The sequence below is a fragment of the Gordonia sp. L191 genome (assembly GCF_030077625.1).
GTDB classification, from domain to species: domain Bacteria; phylum Actinomycetota; class Actinomycetes; order Mycobacteriales; family Mycobacteriaceae; genus Gordonia; species Gordonia polyisoprenivorans_A.
In genome coordinates this window covers 1,212,582-1,225,379 of record NZ_CP125996.1, presented here as the reverse complement: position 1 = coordinate 1,225,379, position 12,798 = coordinate 1,212,582, and the positions used below count along the sequence as shown (strand labels likewise).

Genomic DNA, 12,798 nt, shown 5'->3' with positions numbered 1-12,798 from the left:
GCAGGGCGCTCCGGTTCCACTTCGTCCGAAGTTTTTTTCGGCGGCCGCCTACCGGCGCTTCTTCTTGGCCTTCGGGGGTCGGGAGGTCTTCGTCTGGGCGCGGGCCGCGGCGCGACGCTCACGCCGGGACGCCGACACGACCGCCGGGTCCTCGAGTTCCTCGGCCTCGCTGTGGCTGACCTCGCCACCGCCCTCGTCGGGCCCGGAGAACGTCATCGCCGAGACATCGGGGCCACCGTCGTCGGGCACGCCGTCACCGACCGCCCGCAGTGCGGGCGGCGCCTGGCTCGACGCTCCGGTCGCGGCACCGGCCAGCGCGGGAGCCGGCTGGCGCAGTGAGGCCGCGGCGGGCGCGGGAACGGGCGGGGCCTCGGTCTGCACCTGCACGTTGAACAGGAACTGCAGGGTCTCTTCCTTCAGGCCCTCGAGCATGCCGCTGAACATGTCGAAGCCCTCGCGCTGATACTCCACGACCGGGTCTCGCTGGGCCATCGACCGCAGGTGGATGCCCTCACGCAGGTAGTCCATCTCGTAGAGGTGGTCGCGCCACTTGCGGTCGAGCACCGACAACAGGATCGTCCGCTCGAGCTGACGCATCGCGCCCTCGCCGGCGACCTCGGTGATCTGCGCCTCGCGCTTCTCGTAGGCGGCCTGCGCGTCGGCGATGAGGATCTCCTTGAGCTCCTCGGCGGAGATGTCGTCACGCTCGCCGTACTCGTTCTCGCCGACGACCTCCTTGGGATCGAGCTCGATCGGGTAGAGCGCCCGGCACGCCGACCACAGCTCGTCGAGATCCCAGTCCTCGGCATAACCCTCGGAGGTCGCTCCGTCGACGTACGCGCCGACGACCTCGGCAACCATCTCCAGGATCTGTTCCCGGTGGTCGGAGCCCTCGAGGATGGTGCGGCGCTCGGCGTAGATGACCTTGCGCTGCTCGTTCATCACCTCGTCGTACTTGAGGACGTTCTTGCGGACCTCGAAGTTCTGCTGCTCGACCTGGGTCTGCGCGCTGCGGATGGCCTTGGTGACCATCTTCGCCTCGATCGGCACATCGTCGGGCAGGTTCACCCGGTTCATGATTGACTCGAGCGCGGCGCCGTTGAACCGGCGCATCAACTCGTCTCCGAGCGAGAGATAGAACCGGGACTCCCCCGGATCGCCCTGTCGACCGGAGCGGCCGCGCAGCTGGTTGTCGATGCGACGCGACTCGTGTCGTTCGGTGCCGAGCACGTACAGGCCGCCGGCCTCGCGGACCTGCTCGGCCTCGTCGGCCGCGGCCGCCCGCGCGGTCTCGATCGCCTCTTCCCACGCGGCCTCGTACTCGTCGGGAGTCGACACCGGGTCGAGGCCCGCCTTGCGCAGGCGGGTGTCGGCGATGATGTCGGGGTTGCCGCCGAGCACGACGTCGGTACCACGACCGGCCATGTTGGTGGCGACGGTGACCGCGCCGATCCGGCCGGCCTCGGCGACGATCTGGGCTTCCTGCTCGTGGAATTTCGCGTTCAGCACGGTGTGCGGGATGTCGCGCTTGCTGAGCTGGCGCGAGAGGTACTCCGAGCGCTCGACGCTGGTGGTACCGATCAACACCGGCTGGCCGATCTCGTGGCGCTCGGTGATGTCGTCGACCACCGCGGAGAACTTGGCCTCCTCGGTCTTGTAGATCAGGTCGCCCTGGTCCTTGCGGATCATCGGCTTGTTGGTCGGGATCGGGAGCACGCCCAGTTTGTAGATCTGGTCGAACTCGGCGGCCTCGGTCTCGGCGGTACCCGTCATGCCGGCGAGCTTGTCGTACATGCGGAAGTAGTTCTGCAGCGTGATCGTGGCCAGCGTCTGGTTCTCGGCCTTGATCTCGACGCCTTCCTTGGCCTCGATGGCCTGGTGCAGACCCTCGTTGAACCGGCGACCGTCGAGCACGCGACCGGTGAACTCGTCGACGATGAGTACCTCACCGTTGCGGACGATGTAGTCCTTGTCGCGGTGGAACAGTTCTTTGACCTTGATGGCGTTGTTGAGGTAGCTCACCAGCGGCGAGTTGGCCGCCTCGTAGAGGTTGTCGATGCCCAGCTGGTCCTCGACGAACTCCACGCCGGCCTCGTGCACACCGATGGTCTTCTTCTTGATGTCGACCTCGTAGTGCTCGTCACGCTCGAGTAGCGGTGCGATGCGGGCGAATTCGACGTACCACTTACTCGATCCCTCGGTCGGCCCGGAGATGATCAGCGGGGTACGCGCCTCGTCGATGAGGATCGAGTCGACCTCGTCGACGATCGCGAAGTTGTGGCCGCGCTGCACCAGCTCCTCGAGGGAGTGCGCCATGTTGTCGCGCAGGTAGTCGAAGCCGAACTCGTTGTTGGTGCCGTAGGTGATGTCGGCGGCATAGGCCTCGCGGCGCTGATCCGGCGACATCCCGGTCAGGATGACCGCGGTCTCGAGGCCGAGGAACCGGTGCACCCGGCCCATCCACTCGGCGTCGCGCTTGGCGAGATAGTCGTTGACGGTGACGACGTGGACGCCGTCGCCGGAGATGGCATTGAGGTAGGCGGGCAACACACAGGTGAGGGTCTTGCCCTCACCGGTCTTCATCTCGGCGATGTTGCCGTAATGCAGCGCCGCGCCACCCATGATCTGGACGTGGAAGTGTTTCTGGTCGAGAACGCGCCAGGCCGCCTCGCGGGCCACCGCGAACGCCTCGGGCAACAGTTCTTCGAGTGTCTCGCCCTCGGCGTAACGCTCCTTGAACTCGTCGGTCTTGGCCCGCAGATCGTCGTCGCCGAGCGCCTCGACCTCGTCGGACAATGTCTCGACGTGCGATGCGATGGCATCGAGTCGCTTGACCATCCGGCCTTCGCCGATGCGCAGCAGCTTGTTCAGCACCGTTGATCGAGTCCCTTACTCATGTCGACGTCCAACCACGGCCCGTGCAGCGCACAGGCCGTCGTCCATCGTACCGAGGCCGCCTGAAGAAGATCTGATCGGCCGCATCGGGGGTCGGGGGTGACCGATTCGGCGCCGACGCGCGGCGGGGCGGTACCGACGTATCGTCCGCACCGCCCCGCCGACGGACTCGACAGGTTCGCCGGTCAGGCGAGCCGGATCAGCCCGTAGTCGAAGGCGTGGCGTCGGTAGACCACCGACGGCTTGTCGCTCTCCTTGTCGTGGAACAGGAAGAAGTCGTGCCCGACGAGCTCCATCTCGTAGAGCGCGTCATCGACGGTCATCGGCACCGCGGGGTGCTCCTTGACACGAACCACCTGACCGGGCGTGCGTTCGGCGACACCGTCATCCCACTGCTGCTCGGCCGACTGTTCGGCACCCTCGGGCGACGGGCCCGCATCAACCGACAGCTGGTTGTCACGCAGGCGCGGCGCCCCGACCTCGGTGGCCTCGGCCACCGACAAGGGGCGGCGGTTGCCGTAGTGCACCTTGCGGCGGTCCTTGACCCGACGCAGTCGCGACTCGATCTTGTCCAGTGCCGACTCGAGTGCCGAGTAGAAATTCTCGCCACACGCCTGTGCGCGCACCACCGGGCCCTTGCCCATCGCGGTGAGTTCCACCTGCTGACAGACCTTGGACTGGCGGCGATTGCGTTCGTGGTTCAGCTCGACGTCGAAGCGGAAAATGGTCGGATCGTAGCGTTCGAGTCGGGCGAGCTTGTCGCCGACGAAGATCCGGTAATGCTCGGGTATTTCGACGTTGCGGCCGCTGAACGCCACCTTGGCGTCGGGCTCGGCGGGTTCGTCGGACTCCACCGTTCCCGGTGGGATGACGAACGCGGACTGGTTGTCGATGTCGTCGACCGCGGCGACCTTGGATTCGCGCTGGCCCTTGCGGTGGATGACAGATGACATGGAACTACCTCCTGGAAAGTGCTTTTCGACCTCGAGGTGCCGAACACGGGGTCCACCAATCACATGCGCCCAAGAGGACTGTCAAAGAAGTTGGCGCTCAATGATTTCGGATGGATCCTTCGATGTCGACTCAAGAATCGCAGAGCAGGAACCGAGTCAGTACCGACCGACGGTCGGCACCCATGTGCACTGGCCTCACCTCCCGGCGCGGAGCGGTTGTGCGCTCCTGCGATGACCAATCAACCTCTTGTACCTCTGACCGTAGTCGGATGTTCGCAGCGCGGCCACGTTTCTGATCAGTGCGTCACGTCGCGGTCACCGAAGTCGGGACCAACGGCCCACCCGGGGGCGCGACGACCGGCACTCCACAGACCCGAACCCGCCCACGGTGGCGACGGGCACACGCCCACGCGGACGGGACGTCCGAGAGATCCGATGCCACGCTCGACGGGTGAGCGCACCTCCGCCCCGCCCGGTGGCCTCCCTCTTCTCGGTCCTCGCCACGGGCCTGGGACGGGTGGGCGTCGAGGGCGCCGACCTCGTCCTGCCCCGCACGTGCGGCGGATGCGGGCGCCCCGGACGCGACTGGTGTCCCGACTGCGCGGCGAAGGTCGCCGACGCACCCCTCGAATTGCATCCGCGGGTGGCCATCGGGCTCCCGGTGTGGTCGGTGGGCCGCTACCGGGGACCGTTGCGCGCCTCGATCATCGCGATGAAAGAACACGGGCGGCGTGACCTCGTCACACCTCTCGGACGGGCGCTGGCCGACACGGTGATCACGCTGGCGCGCTGGGGCGAGCTGCCCGACGCCGCGCGGCTGCATCTGATCCCGGCACCGACCCGCCCACTCGCGGCCCGGCGTCGGGGCGGCGACCCGGTGACGGCCGTCGCCGGCGTCGCCGCCGCACATCTGGGCCCCCGCACCCGGGTGCGGCCATTGCTGACCACGGCGATGACCACCCGCGACTCGTCGGGGCTCGACGCGCGCGAGCGGCGCGCGAACCTCCGCGGCAGCATCCGACTGCGAGCCGATGCGCACTGTCCTGCGGGTGCGGCGATCCTCGTCGACGACGTACTCACCACCGGCGCCACGGCCGCCGAATCGGTGCGGGTGTGCCGCACCCACGGCATCGGGATCGGGGCGGTCGTGGTCCTCGCCGGGGCCTGAAATACCCGGCGTCGCAACAGCGGTCGCGTCAGGGGATGACCGGGATGGCCCCCGGTGTCATCGCCGGTTCGACCTCGGTCCAGTACTCGTCGGCCTGACCGTTGGTACTACCGAGACGCAACACACCACGCTGGTCGGCGATGTAGACGGTCGTCGGATTGGCGACGACCGCGGTGACCGGGGGCGAGACATTGCCGCTGAGCAGGCCGACGGCCGGGGTCCCGCTGATCGACACCTGCACCACCGGGGAGTCGGTCGCGTCCCGGGCGACCATCACGGTGGTCGGCGACGCCCAGTCCAGCGAGACCGCGCGGTTTCCGATGTTGTAGGCGGCGATCATCGGCTGCGCGAGCGTGAGTTGCCCGTCGGCGTTGGTCGCGAGCACCGCGAACACCACCTGCCCGGACACGATCATCGCGACCCGCACCCCGTCGGGGGCGACCTGCAACTCGGTGATCGGCCCGCGCACCAGTGCGGCGACCGCTCCGGCGTCGATCTCGGCGACGCGGGCGCCACCGGGATCGTTGCCGATCCACTCGACGGGCCGCCCGTCGACGACGGCCCAGACCAGCTCGTTCTCCGGGCCGAAGGACGGGCGGGTGATCGACATGCCGGAGGTGATCGTCGTCGGCGACCCGCCGTAGTCGCCGACCGCCAGGTTCAGCCGGGGGTCGGGGCCGCCGGCGGCGAGCACCGCGGCCACCCGCGATCCGTCCGGAGAGATCGACGCCGACCGTACCGAGGTTCCGGCGCCGAGCGAACCCGATACCGGCACGGTGCCGTTGTCGATGACCCGCGACATCGCTCCATTGCGAATGACGTTGAGCCCCACGGCCGATGTCGGCGATACGTTCGGATCGAAGGACCGCACGTCGGTCGTCTGCCAGCCCGCGGCCCGGTCGCCGACCAGCGGCGCACCGTCGGCGTTGATCACGTACGGGCCGCCGATGTCGGCTCCGCTGAGGGTCCAGATGATCTGCGCGGCGAGCAGCGTGCGATCCCGGGTGGACGGACTGCCGATGCCGGTCAGTTCGACGCGCACCCCTCCCCCGGCCACCGGTGTGACCGGACCCCGCAACGCCGACCCACTCGGAAAACCGGAATCGACCGCGGCGGCCAGGTCGTCGGCCGGCCCGTCGATGAGGGTGTTCACCAGCGTCGTCGGGTCCGAGTCGGTACCGCCGTAGAGCCACCTCGGGTCTGGCACGAGGTGCGATCGCGTCCGGTCGGTGTAGTACACCGACACCGAGCGATAGCTGACCTCGAACTGGTTGCGGTCGATCATCGTTCGATCGGGCAGGGTGCCGTCGATGCGCCACTGATTGCCCACCCGCGCCAGCGTCAGGGTGGTCTCCACCTGACCGGTCGCCGGCAGCAGTTGACCGTCGGGCTTGAGGACGCCCACGTTGTCGCCGACGAGGCGCATCCTCACAGCGGTCGGGCTGCGCTGGTCGACGTAGGTGTTGATGTCGTCGAGGATGATCGCGTCACCGCGCTCGTCCCATTGCGCCGCGGTCACCGGGGCAAGGAATTTGCGGGCCGCGGCGTGCGCGTCGGAGGGTGCCGCGGTGGCTTTCAGGTACGCGCGCACCAGCGCCTCGGGGTCCATGTCGGGCTGGGGCGCAGGCACCGCGTTGGTCGGTCCCTCGCGGGCGAAGGAACTGATCGGTTGCGGCAGCGAATCGTCGGGGATACCGCCACAGGCCGCGAGCAGGGCCGCGACGATGCACAGGACCGGCGCCAGCAGGCGCCATCTCGCCCCGACCGATCTCGTCCCGGCCGGCCGATGTTCACTCACCACCGACGGCCCCCTCGACGCGGGCGGGTTTGGCGACGCTCTTGACCTTGCTCGTGCCGACCGGTTTGAGGGGCAACGGCGAGCCGAGCACCTTGTGTCCGCGCACCAGGGGCAGGGTCAGCCGGAAGCACGCGCCCTGGCCCGGTTCCCCCCACGCCTCGAGCCGGCCCTGATGCAGCCGGGCATCCTCGATGCTGATCGCCAGGCCCAACCCGGTGCCGCCGGACCGGCGGAATCTCGACGGATCGGAGCGCCAGAAGCGGTTGAACACCAACTTCTCCTCTCCGGGACGAAGACCGATGCCCTGATCGCGGACCGTGATCGCCACGGCGTCGCCGTCGGAGCGCATCGACAATGTCACGGGTTTGCGTTCGCCGTGGTCGATCGCGTTGGCCAGCAGGTTGCGCAGAATGCGTTCGACCCGGCGCGGGTCGATCTCGGCGAGGACCGGCTCGGCGGGGAGATCGAGGATCAGTTCGGTACCGGTCTCCTCGGCCAGGCGCGACACCGTCGAGAGCGCGGCGTCGATCGGGATCGCCATGTCCATTCGTTCGGCGGCCAGCTCGGCCATACCCGCGTCGTGTCGGGAGATCTCCAACAGCTCGTTGAGCAGCGTCTCGAACCGGTCGAGCTCCTTGTCCAGCAATTCCACGGATCGGCGGCGCACCGGATCGAGCTCGTCGCGCCCCTCGTAGAGCACGTCACTGGCCATCCGGACGGTGGTCAGCGGCGTCCGCAGCTCGTGGCTGACGTCGGAGGTGAACTGCCGCTGCAGCCCACCGAACTCCTCGAGGTGGGTGATCTGCTTGGACAGGCTCTCGGCCATGTCGTTGAACGACATGGCCAGCCGTGCCATGTCGTCCTCACCGCGGACCGGCATGCGTTCCTTGAGTCGACCATCGGCGAATCGGACGGCGATCCTCGACGCCGATCGCACCGGGATGACCACCTGTCTCGACACCAGCCAGGCGATCGCCGCCAGCAGACCGAGCAACACGACACCACCGGTCAGCAAGGTGCCGCGAACCAGGTCGACGGTGCTGTTCTCGGTGGTCAACGGGAAGACGAGGTACAACTCGAGCCCCGGCACGGAGGCATTGGTGGGTGAGCCGATGATGAGCGCGGGTTCCTGGCCGCCGGTCGAGTTGGCCACCGAGGAGTACTGGTAGGCGATCTGCCCGCCCTGCACCATGTCGCGCAGGTTCCGAGGGATCTCGGAGACCGGTCCGACGCCGGTCGAGCTACCGTCGGCGCCGGTACCGGGCACCAGCAGCACGGTGTCGAAGGTCCCGACGTTGCCCGACGACTGCCCGCTGTCGATGTCCCGGTCGGTGAGCAACGACCGGGTCTGGCGCAGCCGATTCTGCACCGACATGTTGCCGTCGCCGCTGGCGAGATCGCGTTCCACCGATATGCGGGCGCGCTCGATCTCCTCGGTCGCCGCAGTCAGTTTCACGTCGAGCAGCCGGTCGGTGATCTGACTCATCAGCACGAATCCGAGGATCAGGAGCACGACGAAAGACAGCACCAACGTCGAGACCACGACCCGCAATTGCAGCGAGCGCCGCCAGATCCGGCCGAAGACCGAAGCTATCGCGCTCGCCGTGCGGGTGAGCCGTCCGAAGGTGCTGTTGACGCGTCGTCTGTTGCGACCGATCACGGCGGGCCGGCCTTGTAGCCGACCCCCCTCACCGTCAGAACGACCTCCGGGTTCTCCGGGTCGGTCTCGACCTTCGCGCGTAACCGCTGAACATGCACGTTGACGAGTCTAGTGTCGGCCGGGTGCCGATAACCCCACACCTGCTCGAGCAGGACGTCGCGGGTGAACACCTGTCGGGGCTTGCGGGCCAGCGCGACGAGCAGGTCGAACTCGAGCGGCGTCAAGGAGATCGGAACGCCGTCGCGGGTGACCTTGTGCGCGGGAACGTCGATCTCGACCGGCCCGATCGACAGCAGTTCCGCGGGCTCTTCGTCGGTGCGGCGCAGCCGTGCGCGCACCCGGGCGACGAGTTCCTTGGGCTTGAAGGGTTTGACCATGTAGTCGTCGGCGCCCGACTCCAGACCGAGCACCACATCGACGGTGTCGGACTTGGCGGTCAGCATCACGATCGGAACCCCGGAGTCGGCCCGCAGTACCCGGCAGACGTCGATACCGTTCATTCCCGGCAACATCAGGTCGAGCAACACCAGATCAGGGCGGATCTCGCGGACAGCGGTCAACGCCTGGGTCCCATCACCCACCACGAACGGCTCGAACCCCTCGCCGCGCAACACGATCGTGAGCATCTCGGCGAGCGCGGCATCATCATCGACGACGAGGATCCGTGGCTTCATGAAGACAATGGTGACACTGTTGTGACCATCCGGCCGTGATCGACGCGCCGCGCGTTCGTGACGCCCGGGCGCCGACGGTCGGCACCGTCCGGGCAGAGTGGTCACGCGGACACGCGGTGCCGACGCCGATGTCGCAGCCGCACAGGCAACCGGTCAATCACACAGGAGCACAAGGTGGGTCGACTCATCGCCGTCGAGGGACTCGACGGCGCCGGTAAGAACACGCTGGTCACCGGACTGGTTCAGCGATGGCGCGAGCGGGGTGTCGCCGTGGCCACGGTCACCTTCCCGCGCTATCACCAGTCGTTGTTCGCCGATATCGCGGCCGAGGCACTCCACGGCGAGCACGGGGATCTACGCGAGAGCGTGTATGCGATGGCCCTGCTGTTCGCGCTCGACCGATCGGCGGCGGCCCCGGACATCCGGGCCGCGATCGACAGCAACGACATCGTCGTCGCCGACCGCTATGTCGCGTCGAACGCCGCCTACAGTGCCGCGCGTCTCGCGCAACCCGCCGACGGAGAGGTCGTCCAATGGGTGCACGACCTCGAATTCGGGCGCCTCGACCTCCCCCGACCCGACCACACCTTGTTCCTCGCCGTGGCGGCCGACGTCGCGATGAGTCGCGCGCAGGCGCGGTCGGCCGGCGACCCGACACGCCCCCGCGATCACTACGAGCGCGATGCGGATCTGCAACGCCGCGTCGATGCCACGTATCGCGAGCTGGCCCGGTCGGAGTGGGCCTCGCCGTGGACGGAGGTCGCCGACGCGGCCCCGGAGGCACTGATCGACCTGCTCGGCTGAGGGTCGACGACCCGAATGACGCGCGCCGACGCCGCCCCACGCGGTCCGATAGCCTGGCTGCACCCACGTCGCGAGGAAGACTTATGACCTATCCGCCGCCCCATGGTGGCGATGCATCACGGGAACCCGCGCAGACGGCACCCACGCCCGAGGAGTCCGCCAGCCCGGCCACTCCCGGTGCGGGACCGGCTCCGACGCCCGCGCAGATGCCGACCCGCACGATGACGACCCACCCGATGACCGCCGACCCGGTGACTACCCAGGGTGCCGAAGGAGCCGGCGGACAGGCTCCGCCACCGCAGGCACCGTCACCGTCACCGGCGCCCGGATCGGCCGCATTCCCACCGGCACCGCCGTCGCAACCCTTTGCGGCCCAACCCCCGGTCACCCAACCCCCGGTCGCCCAACCGTTTTCACCTCCATTGCCACCTCCGTACCAGCAGCCGGCTCAGCCGTTGCCGCCTCACTCGGTGCCGCCTCACTCGGTACCCGGTGCATACGGTCCGCCTGCGAGCCCGGGATTCCCGACGGGTGGCCATCCCGGTGGCGGTTTCGGGCCCGCCGGTCCGATCGGGCCCGGTGGCGGCTTCGGGCCGGGTATGTCCGGTGGCGGGCAACGTCCGCCGGGTGGCCCGCGTAACACCGGCGCGCTCGTCGCCATCGGCGCCGGCGTGCTCACGGTCGTCGTGATCGTGGCACTCGCGGTGACGTTGATCGTGGTCAACACCGGCAGCAGCACCGACACCACGGTCGCCACCGGTGCGCAGTCGACCGCTCCGTCGACGCCCGGCGGTGGGAGCGCGAGCACCACACCCGACACCGACGCCCCCACGCAGAGCGCCCCGGACACCGACGGCACGTCCGCGGTCGACCCGTCGACCGCCTATGCCATTGCCGATGCGATGCAGCGCTACATCGCCGCGGCCAACGCCCGCAACGTCGCCGGGATGCAGGCCGCGGTCTGCAGCGCGGCACGATCGTCGGTACAGGCGCCGACACAGCAGGGCAATCTGGTGCTCGAGCAACTGCGGGTGAACTCCGTCAGTGGCGACACTGCACAGTCGACGATCCAGACTCACATCGAGGTGGGATCGCAACGCAGCAGCAGCCAGGAGGCCACGGTGAGTTTCGAACGCGAGAACTCGTCCTGGTATTACTGCCCGGGCGCCGAGCCCGCGATCACCGCCTGAGGACACGTCGGCTCAGCGCCGGGAAGTGCATCGACGCAGAACTCACTCACGAAAAACGCTGCCCCGCTCGATCTTTCGAGCGGGGCAGCGTTCGTCGGTGGGAGTGCGCTCAGTAGCGGTAGTGCTCGGGCTTGTAGGGGCCCTCGACGTCGACGTTGATGTACTCGGCCTGTTCCTTGGTGAGCTTGGTCAGCGTGCCACCGAGTGCCTCGACGTGGATCTTGGCGACCTTCTCGTCGAGATGCTTGGGCAGCCGGTAGACCTCGTTGTCGTACTCGTCGTTCTTGGTCCACAGTTCGATCTGCGCGATGACCTGGTTGGAGAAGCTGTTGCTCATCACGAACGAGGGATGACCGGTCGCATTGCCGAGATTGAGCAGCCGGCCCTCGCTCAGCACGATGATCGAGTGGCCGTCGTCGAAGATCCACTGATCGACCTGCGGCTTGACGTTGATCCGCTTGGCGCCGGAACGCTCGAGACCCGCCATGTCGATCTCGTTGTCGAAGTGCCCGATGTTACCCAGGATCGCCTGGTTCTTCATCTGCTTCATGTGCTCGAGCAGGATGATGTCCTTGTTACCGGTTGAGGTGATGACGATGTCGGCCCCGGAGATCGCGTCCTCGACGGTGACCACGTCGAAGCCGTCCATCAGCGCCTGTAGGGCGTTGATCGGGTCGATCTCGGTGACCTGGACGCGTGCGCCCTGCCCGGCCAACGATTCCGCGCAGCCCTTGCCGACGTCGCCGTACCCGCAGATCAGGACCTTCTTGCCACCGATGAGGACGTCGGTACCGCGGTTGATGCCGTCGATGAGCGAGTGGCGGGTGCCGTACTTGTTGTCGAATTTCGACTTGGTGACCGAGTCGTTGACGTTGATCGCCGGGAACGCCAGGTCGCCGGCGGCGGCGAACTGGTAGAGCCGCAGCACACCGGTGGTCGTCTCCTCGGTGACGCCCTTGACCGACTCGGCGACCTTCGACCACTTGGTCTTGTCGGCCTCGAAACTCGACCGCAGCAGGTCCAGGAAGACCTTGTACTCGGCGGAATCGTTCTCGTCGGCGGGCGGAACGACCCCGGCCTTCTCGAATTCGGCACCTCGCAGCACCAGCATGGTGGCGTCGCCGCCGTCGTCGAGGATCATGTTGGCGGGCTCGTCGGGCCAGGTGAGCATCTGCTCGGCAGCCCACCAGTACTCTTCGAGCGTTTCGCCCTTCCACGCGAACACCGGGACGCCCTTGGGCTCGTCGGGGGTGCCGTGCGGACCGACGACGATTGCGGCGGCGGCGTGGTCCTGGGTGGAGAAGATGTTGCACGAGGCCCACCGGACCTGCGCACCGAGCGACACGAGTGTCTCGATGAGCACCGCGGTCTGGATGGTCATGTGCAGCGACCCCGAGATCCGTGCGCCCTTGAGCGGGGCGACCTCGGCGTATTCGCGCCGCAGCGACATCAGGCCGGGCATCTCGTGTTCGGCGAGTTCGATCTCCTTGCGGCCGAAGTCGGCCAGTGAGAGATCGGCAACCTTGAAGTCGATGCCGTTGATGGAGTCTGCCTGCGGTGCGTCGTTCTGCACCATGGTCATCTGGTCCCCTTCGGAGTCGGTGTGGCTCGTCGCGTGACACCGGCGGGCGCAGGGTGCGCCCATCGGGACACGAC

General features: G+C 67.8%; 9 protein-coding genes. 3 read left to right on the top strand and 6 right to left on the bottom strand.

Annotated elements, in window-relative coordinates; genetic code table 11:
- Nucleotides 1-48: 48 nt before the first annotated feature.
- Nucleotides 49-2,874, bottom strand: coding sequence for a preprotein translocase subunit SecA (secA, locus tag QNM97_RS05395; protein ID WP_283821902.1), 2,826 nt, complete (start codon nt 2,872-2,874; stop codon nt 49-51).
- A gap of 206 nt (nt 2,875-3,080) precedes the next feature.
- On the bottom strand, nt 3,081-3,848 hold the full coding sequence (gene hpf / locus QNM97_RS05390; RefSeq protein ID WP_208792091.1) for a ribosome hibernation-promoting factor, HPF/YfiA family: 768 nt from the start codon (nt 3,846-3,848) through the stop codon (nt 3,081-3,083).
- A gap of 508 nt (nt 3,849-4,356) precedes the next feature.
- Here hpf and QNM97_RS05385 point away from each other — a divergent pair.
- A complete protein-coding gene (locus tag QNM97_RS05385; RefSeq protein WP_283823102.1) occupies nt 4,357-5,016 on the top strand; it encodes a ComF family protein in 660 nt (219 codons plus the stop codon).
- Between the two features lie 28 nt (nt 5,017-5,044).
- Here QNM97_RS05385 and lpqB read toward each other — a convergent pair whose 3' ends face one another.
- From lpqB to mtrA, 3 genes are read right to left on the bottom strand one after another with little or no spacing between them, the layout of a single operon-like run.
- A complete protein-coding gene (lpqB, locus tag QNM97_RS05380) occupies nt 5,045-6,817 on the bottom strand; it encodes an MtrAB system accessory lipoprotein LpqB (protein ID WP_283821901.1) in 1,773 nt (590 codons plus the stop codon).
- Nucleotides 6,807-8,474 (bottom strand): MtrAB system histidine kinase MtrB, encoded by a 1,668-nt coding sequence (mtrB, locus tag QNM97_RS05375; RefSeq protein WP_283821900.1) that lies wholly within the window; start codon nt 8,472-8,474, stop codon nt 6,807-6,809. The genes lpqB and mtrB overlap by 11 nt, the downstream gene beginning before the upstream one ends.
- On the bottom strand, nt 8,471-9,148 hold the full coding sequence (mtrA, locus tag QNM97_RS05370) for an MtrAB system response regulator MtrA (RefSeq protein WP_004023513.1): 678 nt from the start codon (nt 9,146-9,148) through the stop codon (nt 8,471-8,473). Before mtrA ends, mtrB begins: the two co-directional genes overlap by 4 nt.
- A 174-nt stretch (nt 9,149-9,322) precedes the next feature.
- Here mtrA and QNM97_RS05365 point away from each other — a divergent pair, with 174 nt between their 5' ends.
- Nucleotides 9,323-9,952, top strand: coding sequence for a dTMP kinase (locus QNM97_RS05365; RefSeq protein ID WP_283821899.1), 630 nt, complete (start codon nt 9,323-9,325; stop codon nt 9,950-9,952).
- 83 nt (nt 9,953-10,035) lie between these two features.
- A complete protein-coding gene (locus QNM97_RS05360) occupies nt 10,036-11,142 on the top strand; it encodes a hypothetical protein (protein WP_283821898.1) in 1,107 nt (368 codons plus the stop codon).
- Between the two features lie 109 nt (nt 11,143-11,251).
- Here QNM97_RS05360 and ahcY read toward each other — a convergent pair whose 3' ends face one another.
- Nucleotides 11,252-12,724, bottom strand: a complete 1,473-nt coding sequence (gene ahcY, locus QNM97_RS05355; RefSeq protein WP_079930613.1) for an adenosylhomocysteinase — start codon at nt 12,722-12,724, stop codon at nt 11,252-11,254.
- Between the last annotated feature and the right edge of the window lie 74 nt (nt 12,725-12,798).